Consider the following 23,221-nt stretch of genomic DNA (forward strand, 5'->3'; position numbering starts at 1 on the left):
ATCCGGGATTTGAGTTAAAAGTATACAATTGATACTTTCAAAACAATCCGCCAGTACTATTCTATCATCACTTTTTGAATCACAGAAACATCGTTTACACGCATCCTGAGAAAATAAATACCGTTTGCAAACGAATGCAATGGTATTAAAAAGGTTGTATTGCCTTGCACAACATGGAACGGTGTTGAATATATCTCTTTTCCCAGAAGATCAGATAACAGTAGTTGAACACTCACTGATCCTGTTTGCTTGAGAGAAACATTAAGATGCTCATGGGCAGGATTAGGAAATACAGAAATTACTACACCCAAACCGGTAATTTCATTCAGCGTAATGAATGTTTGCAAATCAGAAAGTGAAGATGCTTTGCTATTTCCAGTGCAAACTGTTTGAATTCGCCAATCATAGGAAGCACCTGACTTTAAGTTTTCAAATGAATAAGAAGAAGTACCTGATGGCATCTTCACGGTATCCCATTGAGTGTATCCTGATTCATGAAACAGTAACAGATAAGATCCTGCATTTTTCACTTCCTTCCAATGAATATCAGCAGCGGTTTCTGAAACCTGTGAAACCGTAAGTGAATCAGGAGCTATCAGAATGCAGGGAGTCCATTCATAGCGATGTGCGCGATAGGTTACAAAATCTATAGTATCGTTAAAATGCATTTCCCATACAATGTTGCCGATGCTGTCTATTTCCGTCATGTTCGGTGAACCTGTGCCGGGAATAATATAACCCCAGTTAATAAAGGTATTTCCGTTTGAAAGCCGTTGCGCATTACCCATTGCCCAACTCTGCAGGTTCTTGCCATTTATAAGCGGATGTTGATAGGAAAATACCAGTTTCGCCGTTTTATTGATTTCATCCACTTCATATTCTTTAAACGTTGCGACAGGCGGAGAATGATAACAACCGTTATCAAAAACAGTAAGGTGACCATTCTTCAAGCGACGGCAATCATGCTGAAAATTAAATTGCACAGGATCATTTGTAAAAGCGAATTCATTCTTACCACCTCCCATTCTCCAGATCAGGTCACCGGTTGAAGAATTAATTTTCAATATTTGGTCAAGCATGCGACATGACATAAGAATGTTTCCATCATCATCCACTTCAATGGAGTTTGGATGCACGTAGTCAATAATTTGTGTTGAAAAATAGATGTGTTTTGCATCCATAATATCAATGTGATCCCAGCTTCTCCACTCAAAAACAAGATTCTTATTTGAATCCAACTCCTGTAAAATGGCACCAATAACGCTGGCATCGGAATGATAGTTGGGACTGTACACCGTCATATCAACAATCTGCGGATCATCAGCAATTATAAATGAATGTCCATTGGGAAGCAGAATAAAATCATGCGGATCTGTTGCATAACCATTCGCGGCAGTGTATGTATTAATAACATTATAGGAGGAATCCCAAACTTCGAAATAAGCTGAATCATAATTGAAGACAGTCAGATAACCGTTCTTATTAATATCAAAAGTGCTGCCTTTAGCAATTGTTTGTTGCGCAAATACGGAATCGCCGTCACTCGTCATGATAGAAATAAATTTATTAGGGGAACCCTGGAAATTGAAAGTGTAGTAGAAAATATCACCTGGTGAAGGTTCTTTATTCACATCAATAGTAAATTTTGGAAAGGTTTCTGAATCCCGCACAATGGCAGGATTATTTCGCGTGGTGCCAAAGTCATCACTCATTACTTTTTTTGCCGCAGCTTCCAGTTGCATGCTTTCCTTTATTGAATAATGCGGTTGTATAACGAATGAAAACTGGTAACCTTCCAAGTGTGTTCCTTCCATAGTTATCAGCGAATTATTTATGGTAACGTTAACACTTTCTCCTTGTGAAAATAATTTGATGGGTTTTAACAGTAATGTTTTCTGATCATCTGCAATACTTACATTCATAAGATGCTGTCCACTCAGAGATCCGGTTACAACGTACCAATTGTCTCCGCCATATGAATCGGGCTTCAGCTTACTGGCTGCTCTAAGAATAATCGTGCGGTCAGGATGATGATATTTTGAACCGGGCACAGGAGCAACGTACACAAACTGCGCTGATAAAGCCTGGATGAAAAGAAAGAAAGTAAAAACCGTGAACAGCAGGTGTTTCATAGCATAAAACGTATCTGGGAAAATTACCAAATAAATTTCATACGAATTATTCATGATGTTATTGCTTGCACATTTCAAGATGGCGCATTTGGAACTGAGGAAAGCAATTGGAAACGCAGATAATGCCGTATCATTTGTTTTCACCATTCGGCTGCGGGAAAAGTCGGCATAGATGCCGTATCATTTGTTTTCACCAGTCGGCTGCGGGAAAAGCTTACAGTGATGCCGTATCATTTGTTTTCACCATTCGGCTGCGGAAAAGTCTGCATAGATGCCGGACACGTTTTTTTGCGCCCTTCGGCTGCGCTCAGGGAGCAAAAAAACCGGACGTTTGGCGTAGCCGAAGCGCGTTCATTTAATATGGATCACATCCAACCCAAAGTACCTGCAAATCTTTCCACCGTCCAATACATGGCGATGATGGCAATACAAAGTGAAAGAGGAATAACAATTCTCTTCCTGTACCAGGAACGTTGACCAAACCATTTTCCGAATAAGAAATATGCAAGAAGGATAATAGTAATTTGTCCCAATTCAACTCCGACATTAAAAGTGATGAGGCCTGTGAGAAATTCTTTTTGAGGAAGTCCCAGTCCGATCAATACGCTGGCGAATCCCATTCCATGAACCAATCCGAACAGAAAAATAATGAGGATGCGCCACGGATGCAATTCTGAAGTGATAATATTTTCAAGCGCCACCAGCACAATCGAAAGCGCAATCACCGGTTCAATAATTTCTGAAGGAGGAGTGATCACACCATACATGGCAAGTCCGAGTGTGATGGAATGTGCAATGGTGAATGCCGTCGCCTGCCAGATCACATTTTTAAGATTGGAGCTCAGTAAAAAAATACTGAGTATGAACAGCATGTGATCTGTACCATAAGGAATGATGTGCCGGAAACCAAGCTTCAGATAGGCAAGCCCGATGTCGCCGCGCGACATCTTGCTGAAATCATAATTCAATGTATGCGCAAATGATACAACCGTGCCTGCAATCAAAACCAGGATCGTGAGCACTGATACTCTTTTCAAAAGCATGAATCGTGATTCTTTCATCTGGCTTTATGAGGTGATTGTCGCTTTTTGAAATGGCTTCAAAAAGAAGATGAAATTAATTATGATTTTGAAATTGCGAGCTTCGCAGGTTGTGAATCGATAATCATTTTTGCCTGCTGTGCGAGGTCTTCCGTGAGATATGGATTAGTGGCTAATGCCAGTTGAATCAATGCCGTTCCTTTTTCCGCCTGATTGTTTTTACAATAGATCAATCCGGCCCTGCAAAGCAACACAGGATTCTTTGAGCCGGTACGCATCGCTTTTTCAATGAAAGGAACACACTCTTTAAACTCGCCGCGTTGATAATATACCCAGGCCATCATCTCATTCACTTCAATATTATCGGGTCTGCGTTTATATTCTGCCTGCGCATGTTTTAGCGCAGCATCATTATCACCGGTTTTTAAATAAACATACGCAAGTTCTTTATCCGCGTAATGTCCGGCATCGCCTTCTTCATCATTTGAATTCGCATGGAGGCTTAGCAGCTTGATCACTTCCTCTCCCATTGAATCGGCCTTCGCAGTCTGTCCGGTTAAGCGATAAAGATCCATGAGTTCATCGCCAAAAGAATAATCTTTTACAAGTGATGCTGCCTGTTCAAAATAGGTAATGGCCTGCGGGTAATTTTTCTTTGCCTGTTCAATTCTTCCAAGGGCTGCAAGACCATAGGCATAATTAGGCCGTAAACTGTTTGCGGCTTTGTAATACATTTCAGCGGTATCAATCTTTCCGGTAATCTCGTAAAGCCTGCCTAAATACAACCGCACCCATTCAGTTTGTTCCATGCCGGGCAAACCTGCATCCACAGCCATTTTCATCACTTCAATGGCGCCGGGAATATCGCCATAGATTTCGCGCAGATAAGATACGCGTGAATAAGACCGCAGATCGGGACGAATGCCACACATGGAGTCGGCCATGTAAACGGCGCTGTCGTATTTTCCAAGCTCAACATATCCATCCGTCAGCACGCCGTAGACAAATGCAGCATGCGGGTTGATCCGCTGCGCTTCTTTCCCAATATCAAGCCCTTGCTGAAAATGATGCTGAGAAAGATAAACAGTGGCTAATGTTGCCAATGCTTCATAGTTATTGGCCTCTTTTTTAATCACGCTATTCAACAGCTTGATGCAGGCAGCATCATAATAGTTATAATCGCCGGTAACACGCGCTTCCTGTATGTAGGCCTGCGCCAGTTGTATTTTAGATTTCGCATCTTCCGGGTTCTTGCGCACTTTTTCAAGCAATCCTTCAATGGCTGCTTTGGTGTTCACCCATTCTTTGCCCATGGAAGTACCTCCTATCCTGTTCTTAAGTGGAAGCACATCGGGCTCTTCTTGCCGAAAAGCAACGATTAATCCGACAAATACAATGAGAATGAGGATGGAAAGGAGGTAAAAGTTCTTTTTGATAAACTTCATGTGGCGTTTTTTTGAAGGTGGGAAATCTTGTTATTCTGGTTTAACAGCTCCACTTACGAAATCAAGTGCCGCTTCGATTTATAAAATTGAAATTATTTTTCAGGTGATTCATAGTTTTAGTGAAGGATTCAAGTGAAATTATAACCAAATTGCTTAAAAGAAATTAGCAAGTCTGTTTGTAGTAATTTATAGTTCAGCTCATTTCGCAACGATCATCATTTTTGTTTCCGCAGTATATTGTGTGATCAATTGCATGGAGGCATTAGATGACTACAACTAAGCTAGTGTATTTAATTAGTTTGTTTGAAGTCATCCGATGACTGCTGATTTACTATTGCGCAAACAATCACAAGGACGCTTGCGCCAAAAGGAGTGCAGGAGTGCATACCGGTAAGAAGGCAGATAGGAAAAAATGGTATCTTTCCAATGTATAAATGCGCTTTAACAACCATAATAAAAAGAATGAGTTGCTTCTTAATATAATGACTGACTAATTACACAGCTATGAAGACAAAGTTCTTATTCCTCCTCTTATTACAGGTTCCGTTTTGGGAGTACCTATCCGCACAAAATCCTTCCCTGGTGGTAGATATCAATACAGATCCGCTGTCGCTGATCATCTATGAATCAGGATTGCTTGTCTATAACGATCGCCTCTATTTTTCAGCAGTCGACAATGCAGGGCCTTATCTATGTAGCACTGACGGAACTATGGCCGGAACAACGAGAGACCTGAAACCGGGAATCAATTATTCAGCAGACGGCCCGCTTAATTCCAGGTGTACAGTCTCGGATGGTTTTCTTTACTACTGCGCAGGGGCAACCGATGTGGGTGCCAATCAACTATGGAAAACAGACGGAACACCCGGTGGCAGTCAGTTGCTCGGTGGATTAAATTGTAATAACCTGATTGACCTCTCCGGTATTATCTATTTTTCAGCCACCGATGCAGCACATGGAAATGAAATATGGAGGACCGATGGTACACCAGCAGGAACCTACCTCTTTAAAGATATCGTTGCAGGTGCAAACAGTTCTGATCCGTTATCCCCCGCAGCTATTCTTGGCAATAAAATTATTTTTAACGCTGATTACGGTCTATTATACGTGACAGATGGAACAACGGCAGGCACATTCCCCCTGCAACAGAATTCGGATCAGGAAGGATATCTTTTTTACGACTGTATGGTGAATTTTCAGGGTGCTGTCTATTTTATTATTCGCGATGATTTAAGTAATGCGAGCCTTTGGAAAACGGATGGAACGGTTTCAGGAACCGTATTGGTAAAGGGCATTGAAACCTCACTCACTTTTTATGGAGATGTAGCGGACCTGGTAGTTGCCGGTAACCAATTATTTTTTATGGCAGAAACAGAAGATTTTGGTAAGGAACTTTGGGTAAGCGATGGTACATCGGAGGGAACTAAAATGGTTGCAGACATCCGGCCCGGAACTGAAGATGGACTCTGGGATGGTTCCTATGGCTTATATCCCATTAACGACAAAGTTTATTTCGGAGCGAACGATGGAATGAAAGGAAATGAACCCTGGTGCAGCGATGGAACCGCTGCAGGCACGCAGCGGATTACAGACCTGAAACCAAACGGCGGCAGTTCTGATCCATTCAGCTTTGTTGCTTTGGGTGACAAAATTTTGTTCTCTGCGCGTATGGGAGGATTAGATAATGATTTATTTATTACAGATGGAACGGCAGCAGGCACTTCTTTTCTTTCTGAAACACCATTTCCAAGCACACTCTATTTTATCGCATCTTTTGGTGGGAAGATATACTACATCAATGATCTCGTTTATCAGCGCGCTGAATTGTGGGTTACTGATGGTACCGTTACAGGCACGCAGCAGTTTGAAATTCCCATTGCACAAAATGCGTCTTCGATGCCTGCTGCAATGGTAAGCCTTGGCCCTTCGAAATATATTTTTTCCATTTGGGATGATGATTCATTAAGTCAAATGTGGTTCACAGATGGCACTACGGCTGGCAGTGAAAAGATTTTTACAAATGCCAAGAAGGATGAGATTTTAATCGCACCGGAAGCATTAAACGGAACTGCATTTTTTGTGAGCCTGGATAGTGCCTATTTTCCTGAACTATGGAAAACTGACGGAACCGTACAGGGTACTGTAAAGGTGAAAAATATGGAACCTTATTTCGACGGTGGAACAGTGATCCTTAATAATCTATTGTACTTTATTGGAAATGATTTAACCTCACAATATCACCAACTATGGCGTACAGATGGTACTGAAGCAGGAACCTATCCCGTAAGTGAGCTTGATTATTCCGCAGCAGATAACCTTGTTCTTTATTACAATCACCTGTTCTTTTCTGCCGGAACAGATAGCTATGGCTTTGAGCTTTGGACCAGCGATGGTACTGCGGCGGGAACAATGATGTTTAAAGACATTAAGGAGGGAACTGGTAGTGCGTATCCTGATAATATTGCTTCCGCCAATGGGAAGCTCTACTTCGCTGCGGAGACAAACGATGTGGGCCTTGAACCATGGATCTCTGACGGCACTCCGGACGGAACTGTGCTCCTGAAAGATGCACTGGCTGGAATCAATGATTCAGATCCCGGTAAATTTACTGCCATCGGTGATTTCGTTTATTTCTCTGCAGCCGATGTTTTATACACAAAACAGCTATGGAAAACGGATGGCACCAATACCACGATAATCCTGGATGGGATTGATGGATATGATGGTTATAGTCTTTCAGAATTTACCGAATATAATGGCCGTCTTTATTTTGTCATTGGTCACAGTATGCTCGCTACGCTCAATGACGCAGAAACAAAAACGGAGAGTGTCTACGAGATGGCGGGAGAAATCAGTAACCTCCACGAGGTAAACAATGAGCTGTATTTTACAGTGATGAATACAGATAATTTTTTTCCTGTTGGTCATCTTTGGCAAAGCAATGGAACAACTTCCGGAACATATCAGCTTGACTTCTTTCCTGCTGTTGTAAGCGAATTGTCAACAGAGGTGTCCGGTCAGATTCTCTTAACGGATGGAAACCTTATGTTTCTGGGCTTGAATGATGAAGCTACAGGCACTGAGCTTTGGAAATACGAAGCTGCAGGCAACACGGGAATCCAAAATCATGTATCCAATTCCTCTTTGCTTAACGTTTTTCCAAACCCGTCTTCATCGGGAGTTTTTCAATTCAATGTCCCGGAGTTAAAGAATCCTGCGCTATTGGAGTTGAGTGACATCTCAGGCAGAAAAGTTTATGAAGAGAAAATCGGGAATGGAAGCGGTGCAATTGATATCTCTGGATTTTCGAAAGGACTTTATGTTCTTACTATCAGCAACCAGGAACTGCGGAGTGTTTCAAAGTTAATTTATGAGTGAGGTTCTGCCCCCGTTGGCGCGGATTTGTAATCCATGTCTGCTGAGTTTAGGGATTTTTAATCCCTCATTGCCCTCATCGGTGGCGAATAACATTTTGCGGGATTTCGCTTGCCTCCCGAATATCGATTAACGATTTTTGATTTGACACGGCGGCGGTGTAAAATTTAAATCAGTAACTTTCGGAGAAGGAAATTTGCAACCGGTAGATTAATACTAATATCAAACATGAAAAACTTTATCCCCGAATCTATTTTCAGCAATACGATTTTGAATTTACTGGGTGCAATACTGCTTTGCAATTTCACCTCCGCACAATCGGTTACACAGGTTGCAGACATTAACCCCAATGGAGCATCCTATTTTTCTTCCGTAAGTAAGCTCAATGACCACCTGTATATTTTTGGAGCTGATGACGGTACTCATGGCCGTGAACCCTGGATCAGCGACTTAACGGAAGCCGGTACTTATCTCTTGAAAGATGTTGATCCGGGAAGTGGAAATGGATGGACAGGTGGAGAGTACAGTGTAGTGGCCGTTGCCAATAATAAATGGGTGCTTGTTTTACAGGATCCCATAAATGGATATGAATTAAATGTAACGGATGGAACTGAAGCAGGTACAACTTTAATAAAGGACATCATACCCGGGTATGCTTCACCTTTAATTCAACTACTTACTCCTGGCATCAATGGAAAAGCTTTTTTTCTTGGCAAGAGTGATATCAACAACATTTACATGGATTTTTGGGTGACTGATGGCACCTTCAGTGGAACCATACCGCTGGTGCAGCATGCAAATACCTATTTATCCTATTACAGCATCTGGAATGGTATTTTTTATGGCTATATGGAAATGAATGGTGTCAATAACGTGGTGAGAAGTGATGGAACTGTGGCTGGAACGTATTCCCTGATCCCTTCACCTGCTTCAGGGGGTTATAATCTTACTCTTTTCAATGACCTGTTGTTTTTCGTCGCAACCGATCCTGATCATGGGTCTGAATTATGGAGATCAGATGGAACCGTTGCTGGAACTTACATGATAAAGGATATTTCGCCCGGTGTGACAAATAGCTTATTTGGTTCAGGCTTTACAAAATTCAACGACAAACTGCTATTCGCTGCTAATAACAAATGGTACTCAACGGATGGTTCTGCTTCAGGTACCATGGAAATACCGATCTGGAATCCCAATACTGCCATGTTCACAGCGATGCTAGGTGTTGCTGAAAACTATTTCCTCGTCAGGAAAACAGGAACTTTAGATACCATCGAAGTTTGGGCATCAGACGGTACATTATCAGGGGGAACACTACTCCAAAAATATGCAGATCCATCATCGCCCGGAAATGTAGACTGCATTTTCTGGGGAAGTGTCAATAATCATTCAGTCTATGAAATCGAAGAAGACGAAACCGCCTACGGACCGCTAAGACACAGCTTATGGAAAACCGATGGCACGGCAGCAGGCACCGATACCCTGATCTCCTATGATTGGTGCAACGACTGTGAAAGATTTTATGACCATATGGTCACTTGCGATGCCATCTATTTTACACAAAAGGAAAGTGCCAACAGTGCTGATATGTGGTATACAGACGGAATTACGATGACAGGAATTGATCTCATCCCAAATAAACTTTTTCGCCCGTATTTAGAGTTCCAGGATGACAGTCTCGTATTGATTGGATTAAGTGATGAACCGGATGATGCGAACAACGAGCCCTGGATGTTCAGCACCAATTGTATACTGCCTACCGGAACTAAAGAAAACGATGCCTTACCAGATATTCAGATTTTTCCCAATCCTGCCCATGAGTATCTCTATGTAAAATTGAGCAAGATATACTCATTTAAAAATGTTCGAATTGAATTAATAGATACGTATGGAAAAAGGTGTTGTCAGAAAACAGAAGCACTACCAATCAAAACCTGGAGCTCCTACTGCATAATATTCCACCAGGATTTTATCTCTTACATATTTATTCAGCTGGACAACGCATTGCAGGAAAAGTGGTAATCGAATAATACGATGGAATAGAATTTTTCCGCAACGTTTAATAAGTACCCTCACTCGCCCGTTTGCAGGCAAGCATTGAAAAATGATACGAAGACACAAAGTCACGAAGCAATCATTGATCTCCTATCCGGAGATTGTTCCCCTGTTTGGCGCAAGGTACTGTCTTCATTTCCAAATTAGTTTCGAATGACTACAACAACGCTAGTGTCTTTAATTAGTTTGTTTGAAGTCATCCGATGACTTCTGATTTAATGTTATGCAACATTCACAGATGCTCCAAAGAAAAAAATGAATGTTAGTCTCCGTTAAGTTTTTGTTTAATCCCTTTTGCTCAATTATTCCTATAATTTTTTTGTTATAAATTTGGAAAAACGTATACCTATGAGATGCTCTCCGCTCTTTAAAAAGAATTTGTTCCCGTTATTTGCTTACTCCCTGGTTTTTATTTCCTGTTCTTTCCTTACTACTCCATCTTTCTCTCAGGCAGTATCTGCCGAATGGCAGTATGAATATTCGTATGCCGCGAGTCCACATGGAGGCTTTGTGGATTCGAATGATGTTTATCATGTGTTGGTACAGAAGGTATTTGGCAATGCATCTGCGCACTTGCTGGCAATAGATAGCTCAGGTAACCTGGTTGGGGATGAAACTATAGCCGGTAATCCATTAACTTCCATTTACCTTGATAAAAAAATTAAACAGCTATTTCCTGTCCCCTTTGGTGAATAAAATCTATTCCTTCGATGCGAACGGCAGTGAAAGGTGGCATGTGACGCTCCCCTTCAGCAGCTATAACATGGTGGTAGACGATGCAGGAAGCTCCTATGTTGTTGCTTCCTATTTTAATGATGGGTCCCACAAGCACATTGCCGCTATGAAAATAGATTCATCAGGCAATTTATTATGGACAGCGTATCCGGTCCCGGGCAATATCAGCGAGGAAGAATGCCATGCTATGCTTCCGGACAACCAGGGTGGTCTTTATATCACAGGCGATATACAGCATGACGGTCAGAATAACATTTTCTATACCTTAAAAATAAACAGCGATGGAAGCATTGGCTGGACTCATGGAAGCGGGTTATGATAGTTATATATCTATAGCGATGGCCATTGCTGCAGACGATTTTAACAACACTTATATTACAGGTTATGCTCGTGGCTCTAACAAAGACAAATCCGTAACCATTAAATTTTCTTCTGCAGGTGTTGTACAGTGGACCAGGATCGATAGCGCAGATTATATGCTTCCATATGATATAGCACTTGATGCAGGCAACAACGTTATCGTATTTGGAGAAAGGGATCTTACCATGTTCGTTACCAAATATGATAATTCAGGCATCGAACTTTGGAGCACCGACTTCACTGCATTGAGCGGCATAGATGTATGGCCCCTCAGTATGGCTATTGATCAATTTGATAATATCCTAATGCTGGGCGCTTCTGAAACAGGAGATTATTGGGAAAATTACAACTATACAACCGTCAAATATTCTCCTTCCGGTGTGTTGCAGTGGTATGCAGATTATGATAACTCCTATGATACCAATTCGGAAGACAAACTACAGTTGGCAGGTTTTGACAGTTATGGAAATGTGATTGTTACAGGTTACACCGAGGACGATGCCAGTCTGGATTTCTTTAAGGTCGATGTTTTCAAATACGAAAAGGGTGCAGTGGTCACAGGTATTGAAAATCCTCCATCCTATACAAGTGTATTTCCCAATCCTTTTCATCAAACATTCCAGCTTGAATTACAGGGCAATGAAGAATATTTAACCCTGGAACTCTACAATGCGCTTGGTGAAATGGTATTGCATAAAGAGATATCCGGCAGGCAGGCAATGATAAATACCGGCATTACTTCACCGGGAATGTACCTGGCCATTCTTAAAAAAGATTCGAAGATCATCAGCAAATTCAAAATGGTCGCTGATTAATTTTTCTGCTGTGGTGTTATTTGGAATGAATGCCACATAAAGTTCTCATTTAGCGCAAGCGTCAGTGACTATTACAGAACGGTTCGAAATTATTTCAATTCGTTAAGCTTCTTGTATTTGTTCGGATAAACCATATGGAGAAGAAAAACCCTTTTAATCATGCTCGCGCAAATAATGTCATTAAGCTAAGGAACTTTCAATGCCGGAGGCATTTCACATTTATAGAAAAAGGAACACTCCCCCGTTGGCTCTGATTTGTAATCCGTGTCTACTGAGTTTAGGGATTTTTAATCCCTCATTGCCCTCATCGGTGGCGAAGAACATTTTGCGGGATTTCGCTTGCCTCACGAATACAGATTAACGATTGCTGATATAGAAAAATAAAAAAAACCGGATGGCTGAGTGATCAGCACATCCGGCTCTCTATTAAACGCCACGTTTAATTATTTTACATGATTGATTTTCATGGTCGCTGTTACTATTCCATTGTAAGCTACTGTTGCAATGTAAACACCTGTTGCAAGATTTGCAGGAGCATTCCAACTCACTACATAACTACCAACTTTCTTCGGTTGATCCTCTACGGTTGCAATGAATTTACCGGTAAGATCAACGACGCGGATCGTAACTCTTGAATCTGCAGTCAGATGATATTTGAAGTTGGTTACATCTGTAAACGGATTCGGATAATTCTGCACCGCTACTATTTCAGGTGCTCCGATATCCAAACCTCCTGCTCTCATGCCCGACATGTAAATGCCTGCCGGTCCGCTGCATTTGCCATAACCACTCCAGGGCACTTGCACATAAGGAAATGCTGCACGGAAAGCAGTATCATTTGCTTCAATACCGGTGGTATAACCAAGCACATCCAACAGATCAGTTGTAACCGGACTTTGTCCGATGCCAATGGTATGATCATCGTACCACAACCCGATCGCTGCAAGTGCAACACCACCCACCGCTTGTAATTCAATGCGTGTTACATCATCTTCCAGTCTTCTTCCATTCGGAAATCCATCCATGTTTGGAATAAACTGCAATGCAGTAGTTGTATTGTAAGCCGGATCAGTTAAGCCAAGCACTGCTGCCTGAATCAAACCTTCTGAGCTGAATTTAGGATCATTGCGAGGTGTTGGCGGAACGGCCATGTTCAGACGAAGCATATCACCAAACGTTGGCAGAAAATTATTCACGAAAGGTTTTCCGGGAGCAAGTGGATTACCATCCGGTTTTCCAACCGCAAGCTGATAAGGTGCAAGATTCGGAACACCTGTGTAAAATATCGGCAACAGATCAACTGATCTTGGCTGGCTTTTGCGAAGCAGGTAACCGCCAAAAATATTCGGGTCAAGCGCTGTTCCAATGGTCGCTGGATTTCCATAAATCGCAAACAGACCATCAGCACCATTGGTAAAGTCAACATTACCCAATACTGTTTGTGATGCCTTTTGTATGCGCAATGGAGCTAATCCCGGAACCGCGCCACCAAAAAGGTCATCATCCATGTAAAGACCTAATTCAGGATTACAGAAATAGGGTTCGAATGATGCATCATTGTATGGTGTAGTTGAATTCCAATAATCCTTATCACCAATCGGAATCACTGCTTCATTGGTAAGCGGCATTCCCAAACGGGACACCTGCACCAACGGTGATTGACCTGATACCACCACTGTGGTGCCATTTGATTTCAGCGTAGTCACTTTTTTACGACTGGCTGACGCCCACACACCAATTACATAATCTCCATCCAGGATATTCGCTGCCTGCTGAACATTCTTACCATCTTTTTGCAAAGTTGCAATCGGAATTTTCATCGCGATCACATGCACATTGTGACAAGCTACTGCATCCACAGGAGCATTAACTCCTGTTCCACCAGCGCGTGTCTGACCAAGATCAAACACACCACCAAGATCAACAAAGAAAGGATCATCGGCAGGACCGCAGTAAACAATTTCACCACCCGGACCTGAAGCTTGTGTAACAGCAGAAGTATACAATGCTTCATAGGTGCTTCCTAAACCAAGAGTAGGATCTTCAATAGAACGCGGGCCAATATTCGGAGGTGGTACAACGCCGTTGGATACTATTCCTTTGGAAATACCATTCTCCGTTTTCCAGCATGAATACGTGGTCTTCAGGTTTTGTGCACCCAAACGGATGTTAAAGAACGTTGAAGGATCTTCATTCTCCTTCCTGAAACGGAATTGGTACTTGATATCATCACCTGCAGTAGCTGCATCATTCTTGATGTGAATTTCATACGAAACATCTGTTCCGAATGAATAGTAATTAGGACCGCCCTGTGGTAATTCAAGAGGAACATATCCTGCGATGATCGTGATGTAATTCGGATCATCAGGACTTCTGAATGCATACAGGTCAGTATTATCTGCCAATGGATCATTGGCAATCATGGGTGCTTCGCGGTGGCTGGATGCTTCAAGGTCTGTATGCTTCGAAGAGAAATACAGTAAAGCCCCAATGACACCTGCCACAAGCACCACTTTCGCTGAAATTTTTATAATTGATTTCATGTGTTATTATTTAGTTGTGGTTGACAAAAGTGATTAGTAGGTGTAGTTATAATGGTAGTCGTATCCGCTCCAGGGACTGGCAGCGAACGGGAAGGATGTTTTGAAAGGCGCATCATTGGATTCAACACCTGTAGAGTAAGTGAGCACATCCAATAAATCCTGCGTTACAGGGCTCTGACCGATACCAATTGTGTGGTCATCGTACCAGAGTCCGATAGCAGCAAGTGCAACACCACCCACAGCTTGTAATTCAATACGTGTAACATCATCTTCCAAACGTCTTCCATTCGGGAATCCATCCATGTTAGGAATGAATTGCAGATCCGTTGTTCCATTGTAAGCAGGGTCAGTCAAGCCAAGCACTGCTGCCTGAATCAACCCTTCAGAACTGAACTTCGGATCATCCCGTGGGGTAACAGGCACTGCCATATTCAACCGAAGCATGTCGCCGAATGTTGGAAGAAAATTATTTACGAATGGTTTACCAGCGGCTAAAGGATTGCCATCAGGTTTGCCAACTGCTAATTGATAAGGTGCAAGATTCGGAACACCTGTATAAAAGATCGGGAGAATATCTACTGAACGTGGTTCATTATCGCGCAATAAATAGCCGCCGAAAATGGCAGGATCCAAAGCGGTTCCGGTAGTAGCGGCATTTCCATAAAGCACAAACAATCCATCATTGCCGTTTCCAAAGTTCACATTGCCTAACACAGTTTGTGAAGCTTTTTGAATCCGGAGTTGTGACAATGCAGGCACGGCTGTTCCGAACAAAGCATCATCCATGTAAAGAGCCAATTCAGGATTGGTAAAGTATTGTTCAAACTGTGCATCATTGTAAGGTGTCGTCCAGTTCCACAAATCTTTTTTACCTATCGGGATAATGGCTTCATTGGTCAATGGCATGCCCAATCTGGAAACCTGTACATATTTTCCTGTACTTACTGCACCGCCGGTACCATCAAGTGTTTTCACTTTTTTGCGGCTCGCTGAAGCCCATACACCAATCACGAAATCACCGTCAAGAATGTTGGCAGCTTGTTGAACGCTTTTGCCATCTTTCTGTAGTTTGTTAATTGGAATGCTCATGGCAATCACATGCACATTACGGCCTGCAATACCATCACGGGGAGCATCAGCTCCGGTTCCGCCATTGCGTGTCTGGCCGAGATCAAAAATGCCTCCGAGGTCAACGAAGAATGGATCGTCAGCAGGTCCGCAATAAATAGTTGAACCATCATCCGCCGTAGTGATCGCATCACTGATCAGTTGATCGTAGTTGGTGCCCAAACCCACAACAGGATCTTCAATGGAACGAGGTCCAATGTTGTTGGGTGGTACCGGACCTTCGGCAATCTTTTCAAATGGACTGCCATCAACACTCTTCAGGCATTTGTAGGTAGTCTTAATGTTTTGTAATCCGAGACGAATGTTGAAGAATGTAGTAGGATCTTCATTTGTCGCAGAAAATTTGAAACGGTAGGTGATATCATCACCTGCTGTGGACGCATCATTTTTGATATGGATTTCATAATTGATATCCTGACCAAAAGTGCTGTAATTCGGACCACCCATAGGCAACTCCAGGGGAATGTAGTTGGCCATGATGATGATACGATCAGGATCTTCCGGCGAGCGGAAGCAATAGAGATCCGTGTTGTCTGCTAACGGATCATCTGAAATCAGTGGTGCTTCGCGATGACTGGAAGCTACCAACAAGTCGCGATTGCTACCAACGTAGAGGAGGCCTCCTACTACCAGTGACAACAAAGCAACCTTGAATAGGGTGTTAAGCTTTTGTTTCATAAAGAGTTTTTTAGGTGAAGTAAATCAGGGTAATTACGAAGCCGCTCAACCGATGGATTTTTATAATGAAAGAAAGATTGTGAATGCTGTAACATTGAGGGAATGTTTACCGACTAAGAATTGATGTGACGATGAAACAATGTGCAAAGTCCAATGACTAATGACTAATGACTACTGACTTAAGACGAAAAGGCTTAAGGCTTAAGACTGAGTGATTAAAGAATAAAGATTAAGCACTATCGAACCAGTCCATCCGTTTTCTCAGATTAATTGTAATTTGTTCCCATGCGATTTTCACTGCTGTTGTTTTTCACGCTACTGTTGCTCTCTGCATGTTGGCTGGGCTGCACGAAGGATGCTGTGGAAACAATTCACATGGATACCACCATCACAAATAATGATCCTCCACCCTACTTTGGAGTATCAGAAGTCCAGATCAATAATTATATCAACAGAATGTATATTGATTTGATTGGAAGAGCTCCCTCTCAGGATGAAATCTTAACTGCACACGATTACCTGATAAGTCATGATTTAAGCGCAGCGGCAAAGGATACGCTTATACAACAATTAATAAGTACAAGAAGCTATTTCAATGTATTGTTCAGTCTTACCAGCGCAGACTTCATCAATGGAAGCGACAGTGCGCTGATTGCTTACCAGATAGCTGTAATCAAACTCATTTATCACTACGATTCACTGGCCGGCAACACTGCGATTTTAATTTTCTACCAATATGAACTCTACAGATTGCAAAAGCTGCAGGATGTTACCGATGCTTTTATGAATGGAAGCATTTCAGTTAATGAATATTTCGCCGCATTCCTCGACAATTACTTTTATGATCAGTTAAATATGGGTACAGAAAATTTTGTTAAAGCTGCCTTCGGCGATTTGTTACTACGCAGTCCTACTCAATCAGAATTATTCAATGGAGTTACCATGGTTGATAATAATCCTGCCTTTTTGTTTCAGACCGACGGTGACAGTAAAGGAGACTTTGTTACCATTGTTACCACGAATGATGAATTCTATGAAGGACTTGTGATCAAAGCATACAATCAATTGCTGTTGCGTGATGCCACCTCACAGGAACTCACCGCAGGAACCATTGCCATGCAGGTGAGTAAAGATTATCCTGCTTTTCAAAAAGAGTTAATGAAGACGGCAGAATACGCTGGATTTTAATCAGTTTCTAATTTAAGTTTCTGTTTTCAAATGTTAGTTTACTTTTTCAATTATGAATTGATGAAACAATTAGTACTCAGAGTTCCCGCTACGAAGGAGCGCACCCTGAGCGGAGCCGAAGGGTGCATGAATAGCATAAACTTCAATCTGTTTCAAAACACGTTCTTAGAAAAATGAAATATTTTAAATCACTGTCAGCTTTACTCCTTTTAAGCATTCTTTTTTCAGGCTGTAAAAAAGATATTTCTCAACAGGTTCTTTATGACAATGTAATTTATGAAGTGAATCCTGTGAGCGTGTATGCAAACAATGCAGAGAAGGTAAAACAGAAAAGTTCCGAACAATTTATTTCCGTCCTCTATTCCAATCTTACCAATAAATCTATTCCCGGAGATGATCTGAACAACCTTGCAGAACTCGCGCTTTCATTTGGCGATAAAGAATTGATGAACCGTGTGCTGCTCGAAAATATGCTGGGAGAACCTGACATCAAAATTCCCACCAATGAAGAAATGCGAAGCAACATTGAAGCATTTGTAAACGAGACCTATCTCAGGTTCTTTCTTCGCAATCCTACGCCCTACGAAAAATATTTCTTTAAAGACCTGATCAATAAAGACGCATCCCTCACCAGTGAAATGGTGTATGTTGCGTTTGCACAATCCAATGAGTACCTCTTCTATTAATCAATGAAAACAAATTCATGAAGAGAAGAACATTTATAAAAAAAGCAGGAATAGCAACCGCAGGCATGTTAGCGGCTCCGTATCTGCTTCCATCCGGAAGATTATTTGCAGGTACTGGCGACCGGCTTGCAAATCATGTGGTGGTGGTGCTGTTTGCAGGAGGGGTTCGGCATCAGGAATCCATTGATCAATCTTATTTGTCTGCACAGGGATTTGCCACTACCGGAAATTTATTGCAAAATATGCTGGTTGGAAATGCACCTTCCACCAATCTGGTTTATTCACCCTGGCAACCGATTCTTTCCAGTCCGCTTGTTAAACAAGGCACCTTGTTTAAAGAAATGCGCTATGCAACAGGTCCCACCGGACACTTTAACGGGCATACTGCTGCCATCACCGGTAACTATACAGACGTCTCGCTTAACCTGAATTTAAATCCTGATTTTCCAACCGTTTTTGAATACTACCGCAAGCATACTGATCCTGCCAGAAGCGCCATCAACTCCTGGTGGATGAGTGAAGGTCTCGGTCCTTATCCTGCTTTGAATTACAGCAGAAACGGAATGTATGGTCCGATGTATGGCGCGAATTACCTCCGGCCTGCAACCACCTTCGGAAGCTATGGACTCGATTATTTGTCTGATGCAATCACTTTTCAGCCGGACGATGTTGTTAAAATTAATTCCATGAAAAGTTTCCTGGATAAAAATTTTGATAAAACAGCGGCTGATTATCCAGGCATCATCAATACACCTGAAGATCGTGAAAAAATAAAAAGCTTCATCTATCAAACACTAAATAAAACTTCAACCAACCAGATTGAATGGCCATTGCCTCCGGGTATCAGCACTGCGGAACTCACCGGCGATTTAGTGAATATGGCTTATGCATGGCAGGTGCTGCAGAACTTTGCGCCGGAGTTACTGGTGATCAATAGTTTTGATTTAGACGCCTGTCATTTCAATTTCACTGATTACTTAAGCTATATGCACAAAGCAGATTATGGGGTGGGCTGGTTGTGGGACAAAATTCAACACGATCCTGTACTCGCCAATGACACCATACTGATTTGCATGCCGGATCATGGACGTAATGAATTGCCCAACAGCGTTTATGATGCAAATGGCTTGCGCGCATTCGATCATACCAGTGATGAAAATTCAAGAAGATTGTTTGCATTGATTGTTGGACCGGCAGCCAGGGTAAAACAGGATCAGGTGGTTGGTGATTTAATTAATCCTGTCGGTGAAACAATTGATCTTGTTCCCACCGTTGCGCACATCCTCGGATTTCATGAATACATTCCCGGAGGATTATTACCGGGCAGAATTTTAGAAGAAGCATTTGTATAACATCCAAATTCAATTGAACAGCAAAATCATGCATACGCTTAAAAATAGAAAATGGAATGTTCATCAACTAACCGCAAAACGGTATTACTTTTTATTGTACGTCGTGCTTGCGTTATTATTTTTTTCCTGCGAAAAAAATATCAGCACTGAAACGCCTGAGCTTCCATTCAATCCGTTTGATACCATCAGTTATAATCAAAGTATTGTTCCGGCAGTTCCTCCTGACTCCGCAACGTTTGCCGGCATCCATCAATATATTCTTTCAGTGAAATGTGGAGTGAAAGGTTGTCATGACGGATCATTCGAGCCTGACTACCGCACTGTTCAAAGCGCTTACAATACATTGGTGCTTGCGCATGTTCTCAAGAATACTGCAGATTCTTTTTATACTTATCGTGTTGTTCCGGGCGACACTGCGCTTTCATGGTTGTGGTATCGGTTAACTACCAATGATGTAACATTGGGCAGAATGCCGTTGTATGATACGTTATATCCTGCGCAACGTGGAAAAATCAGTCAATGGATTATGGCGGGTGCTCCAGATCTTTTCGGCAACTCACCGGCAAATCCTACTTATCAGCCTGCTTTCTATGGATTAGTTGCTTATCTGCCTGATCAGAATAATTTTAGAGTGGATACTTTACGCGGAGAAATACTTACCAATCCGTTTATGGTAACGCAAAATACAAATGTGAAAATCTGGATCGGAATCTATGACGATATCACTCCGCCCTTTCAATTCACTTTTAACAAGGTAAAATTTTCAACTGACGCGTTTAACTGGGACGATGCGATAGAAGTACCATTGCAATCACAATTATTTCCGCACATGGAAACGCTGTTTGGTGCAACGCTGCCTTTCTATCTGTACTGCACCATCAATACTTCCGCATTTGAATTAAATGATATTGTTTACTTGCGCGCCTATGTAGAAGATGAAGATCATACTTCGCCAACCGAATTACCCGAAAACGGTTCGCAGCTTTACATCCAAACTTATTGTTCCTTTGTCGTTCAATGAAATATCTGACTAACAGCAATTTGAAAAATGGATGCATATTGTTGATGCTGTTGTTTCTTTTCTCTTGTAAGAAAGATGACTCCCCGGCAAATCCTACTATCAGCAAAATTCCTGAAATTACATTGCTTTCCGTTTCACCAACTGCTGTACACAACCTTTCGGATTCCCTTTTATTTATCGTGGGTTACGTTGATGGTGATGGAGATCTTGGAGATTATGAAGCAGATTCATTATCGCTTTGGATAACTGATAACCGTTTTCCACTCACCGAAAAATTTCACATCATTCCGCTGGCTCCGCAGGGAACTTCCCTTGTCATTACCGGAGAATTAAAAGTGCTGCTTGAACATATCATGCTGAAGGATCAATCATCCGTTTCTGAAACAGCTACGTTTACGGTTCAATTAAAGGACAGGGCGGGACATTGGAGTAACACTGTGACATCAGAAACAATAACGATTCTGCAATAATTAAGGAAGATTTTTTGCTACCCTGATTATGATCACTCACATAAAAAATTAATACGATCAAGCAACTGTTCTTTATACCCATCATTCTTCTCTGCACTGCAATCTGTGATGGGCAATCCTTTGCTCCTATAGGTGCAACCTGGCATTACTCAGCTAGTGCGAACGGTGCTGCACCTGGCCATTCAGAATATTATCTCTACGAATCGCAACTTGATACAATGGTTGGCGGTCATGCGTGTAAAAAAATCTCCGTTACTTATTATCAATATTCCGGCGCGGTAACTCATCCTCCATCCATCTTTACTTACCAGGAAAACGATACAGTTTTCTATTACAATATCCTTTACTCAAAATATTTTCCGCTTTATATTTTCAACGTTTCGCAAGGTGACACGTTGGTTTTTCATTCACCCATCATTCCTTCCAATCCTGCCGACACGTTGTGGCAATCCATTATTGACTCAGTTACAAATTTTGTTGTAGACAATGATACCCTTGAATGGATTTGGACAACTGAACCCAATCTGGATGCATATTCATTCCAGGGAGGTTATATTGAGAAACTTGGTTGTCCTTTTTTAATGTTGCATCAGCCGCATGCCATTTTCCCCGAATGGGATGGACCGATGAGATGCTATAATGACAGTGAAATCTCATTCAATTTCAACACCTATCCATGCGACTATCTTCTTACCAACGGTATAAATGAAAACAAAAATCAGTTCGGACTTTTCATCTTTCCAAATCCTGCCTCGTATGAACTCAACGTTCAAACTAAACTGAACCGGGAGTTTCGATTCAGCATCTGCAATTCGTTTGGGCAATTAATGAATACGGGAATTTTACAACCAGGCGCTGCAAAAATTCCGCTCAGCAATTATTCCAACGGACTTTATAGCATTGAATTAAATGATGGCAGCAGAACTGAACGACAATTTTTCCCGGTAGCGCACTAAATGCTACATCAATAACTTTTAGATATTTTATCGTGCAAAGGTTTTAGGTGGTGCTTACCAAATTGGGCTATTATAAAACATTGCTTTCTTAAATTCCTCCTCAAGCATTAGCATACACTTTCAAAACAGTTTCCCTCAGCGGATTTCCTGTTTCAGAACAAGCCATTTCCATCAGATCGGCAATTTGTTCTGCTTTTACCCAATCATCAAAATTTGCATTGGGCATGCTCTTTCTGTTGGGAGGCGTATCAATGGTGCTTGGCACAAAAACGGTCGCCGTTACATTTGTTCCTTTTGCATCGGTGTTTAATAATTCGGCAAGCTTAATCACCAATGATTTGGATAGCGCATAAGCCATATTGCTTTTACCTGCAGCAGCATCGAGCGCCGGTCGTGCTCCAACAAAAATCAACCTGCCAAATGCGTTTTCTTTCATATGTGCAAATAGTGGACGTGCAATATGGTAAGCAGTCATAAAATTCAGGTTATACATTTTTAAAAGCTCCTCATCATTTGCTTTCGCGATATCACCTGAAGCAAATCCGCCGGCAAGCATAAGCGCAGCATCCACTTTTTTATATTTTGAAATGATGGATGCGACAAAAGCTGAAGTATCATTTTCATTCGCAAGATCTACAATACGTACTTCCAGATTTTCATTTTTTGGGAAAGCATCAAGCATACTTTGCTGTCGCGCGGTTCCTATCACTTTGTGTCCGCTTTGCAGAAATTTTTCCACCACAGCCATTCCTAAATTACCATTCGCACCGGTGATGATGACAGTTCTGTTTTGCATGAAGGGTTTAAAATGAGTCCTTAGTCCTTAGTCCTTAGTCTTTAGTCTTTAGTCCTGTTAGAAAATCCTATCTTGTATGTCCTAATTCCTAATTCTTCATCCTGCTCATATCATTAATATTCACCGAATGCGTATTTCGATAAATCATGGTAATGATAGCAAGACCAACAGCCACTTCAGCCGCAGCCACCGCCATAATAAAGAAAACAAAAATCTGTCCGGCAGGATCCTGGTGATAAGCCGAAAAGGCAACCAGTAAAAGATTGACTGAATTCAGCATCAACTCCACACTCATAAAGATGATGATTGCATTGCTGCGTGTGAGTACACCAACTACTCCAATCACAAACAAAACAGCACTCAGGTAAACGAAGTGCTCAATAGGAACTGTCTGAAAAATCTGCGGCATCATGTTGTTCTGATTATGCAATGTGTAGGTTAATCGT

The 23,221-nt window shown here is 41.8% G+C and carries 18 protein-coding genes; 11 read left to right on the forward strand and 7 right to left on the reverse strand.

The genetic code is table 11. From position 1 onward, the window contains the following. Positions 1-56: 56 nt before the first annotated feature. From IPO83_19130 to IPO83_19140, 3 genes are all read right to left on the reverse strand, one after another. Positions 57-2,132: an aryl-sulfate sulfotransferase gene (locus IPO83_19130; protein ID MBK9733372.1), complete on the reverse strand. Its 2,076-nt coding sequence runs from the start codon at positions 2,130-2,132 to the stop codon at positions 57-59. A gap of 365 nt (positions 2,133-2,497) precedes the next feature. Next, positions 2,498-3,154 (reverse strand): HupE/UreJ family protein, encoded by a 657-nt coding sequence (locus tag IPO83_19135; GenBank protein MBK9733373.1) that lies wholly within the window; start codon positions 3,152-3,154, stop codon positions 2,498-2,500. Between the two features lie 98 nt (positions 3,155-3,252). Next, the gene (locus IPO83_19140) at positions 3,253-4,617 is read right to left on the reverse strand and encodes a transposase (protein MBK9733374.1); all 1,365 of its coding nucleotides are present in this window, start codon (positions 4,615-4,617) and stop codon (positions 3,253-3,255) included. A 504-nt stretch (positions 4,618-5,121) separates the two neighbouring features. Here IPO83_19140 and IPO83_19145 point away from each other — a divergent pair. The 5 genes from IPO83_19145 (at position 5,122) to IPO83_19165 (ending at position 11,957) form a co-directional block, all read left to right on the forward strand. Further along, positions 5,122-7,995, forward strand: coding sequence for a T9SS type A sorting domain-containing protein (locus tag IPO83_19145; GenBank protein MBK9733375.1), 2,874 nt, complete (start codon positions 5,122-5,124; stop codon positions 7,993-7,995). 225 nt (positions 7,996-8,220) lie between these two features. Beyond that, positions 8,221-10,014 carry a hypothetical protein gene (locus IPO83_19150; GenBank protein MBK9733376.1) on the forward strand — a complete coding sequence of 598 codons (1,794 nt, stop codon included), beginning with the start codon at positions 8,221-8,223 and terminating at the stop codon, positions 10,012-10,014. Between the two features lie 381 nt (positions 10,015-10,395). Further along, on the forward strand, positions 10,396-10,743 hold the full coding sequence (locus IPO83_19155) for a hypothetical protein (protein ID MBK9733377.1): 348 nt from the start codon (positions 10,396-10,398) through the stop codon (positions 10,741-10,743). Next, positions 10,697-11,101, forward strand: coding sequence for a hypothetical protein (locus IPO83_19160; protein ID MBK9733378.1), 405 nt, complete (start codon positions 10,697-10,699; stop codon positions 11,099-11,101). The genes IPO83_19155 and IPO83_19160 overlap by 47 nt, the downstream gene beginning before the upstream one ends. Next, complete coding sequence (locus IPO83_19165) at positions 11,064-11,957, forward strand: T9SS type A sorting domain-containing protein (protein ID MBK9733379.1); 894 nt, start codon at positions 11,064-11,066, stop codon at positions 11,955-11,957. The genes IPO83_19160 and IPO83_19165 overlap by 38 nt, the downstream gene beginning before the upstream one ends. Positions 11,958-12,400: 443 nt before the next feature. On the opposite strand, the gene IPO83_19170 is transcribed toward IPO83_19165, so the two are convergent. Next, positions 12,401-14,500 (reverse strand): DUF4331 family protein, encoded by a 2,100-nt coding sequence (locus IPO83_19170; GenBank protein MBK9733380.1) that lies wholly within the window; start codon positions 14,498-14,500, stop codon positions 12,401-12,403. Between the two features lie 33 nt (positions 14,501-14,533). Beyond that, positions 14,534-16,306, reverse strand: coding sequence for a DUF4331 domain-containing protein (locus tag IPO83_19175; GenBank protein MBK9733381.1), 1,773 nt, complete (start codon positions 16,304-16,306; stop codon positions 14,534-14,536). 285 nt (positions 16,307-16,591) lie between these two features. On the opposite strand from IPO83_19175, the gene IPO83_19180 reads away from it, so the two are divergent. The 6 genes from IPO83_19180 to IPO83_19205 all read left to right on the forward strand — a co-directional run bounded on the left by IPO83_19180 (position 16,592) and on the right by IPO83_19205 (position 21,979). Continuing rightward, entirely contained in the window at positions 16,592-17,494 is a 903-nt protein-coding gene (locus IPO83_19180) for a hypothetical protein (protein ID MBK9733382.1), read from the forward strand. Positions 17,495-17,667: 173 nt separating this feature from the next. After that, on the forward strand, positions 17,668-18,180 hold the full coding sequence (locus tag IPO83_19185) for a hypothetical protein (GenBank protein MBK9733383.1): 513 nt from the start codon (positions 17,668-17,670) through the stop codon (positions 18,178-18,180). Between the two features lie 17 nt (positions 18,181-18,197). Next, positions 18,198-19,532 (forward strand): hypothetical protein, encoded by a 1,335-nt coding sequence (locus IPO83_19190; protein ID MBK9733384.1) that lies wholly within the window; start codon positions 18,198-18,200, stop codon positions 19,530-19,532. A 28-nt stretch (positions 19,533-19,560) separates the two neighbouring features. Beyond that, complete coding sequence (locus tag IPO83_19195; protein ID MBK9733385.1) at positions 19,561-20,553, forward strand: hypothetical protein; 993 nt, start codon at positions 19,561-19,563, stop codon at positions 20,551-20,553. Beyond that, entirely contained in the window at positions 20,550-21,023 is a 474-nt protein-coding gene (locus IPO83_19200; protein MBK9733386.1) for a hypothetical protein, read from the forward strand. Before IPO83_19195 ends, IPO83_19200 begins: the two co-directional genes overlap by 4 nt. 218 nt (positions 21,024-21,241) lie before the next feature. Next, positions 21,242-21,979: a T9SS type A sorting domain-containing protein gene (locus IPO83_19205; GenBank protein ID MBK9733387.1), complete on the forward strand. Its 738-nt coding sequence runs from the start codon at positions 21,242-21,244 to the stop codon at positions 21,977-21,979. A gap of 100 nt (positions 21,980-22,079) precedes the next feature. On the opposite strand, the gene IPO83_19210 is transcribed toward IPO83_19205, so the two are convergent. Beyond that, positions 22,080-22,775: an SDR family NAD(P)-dependent oxidoreductase gene (locus tag IPO83_19210; GenBank protein ID MBK9733388.1), complete on the reverse strand. Its 696-nt coding sequence runs from the start codon at positions 22,773-22,775 to the stop codon at positions 22,080-22,082. 88 nt (positions 22,776-22,863) lie between these two features. Then, entirely contained in the window at positions 22,864-23,187 is a 324-nt protein-coding gene (gene nuoK / locus IPO83_19215) for an NADH-quinone oxidoreductase subunit NuoK (GenBank protein MBK9733389.1), read from the reverse strand. Positions 23,188-23,221 lie beyond the last annotated feature (34 nt).

The organism is Chitinophagaceae bacterium, from assembly GCA_016717285.1.
Lineage (GTDB): Bacteria > Bacteroidota > Bacteroidia > Chitinophagales > UBA10324 > JACCZZ01.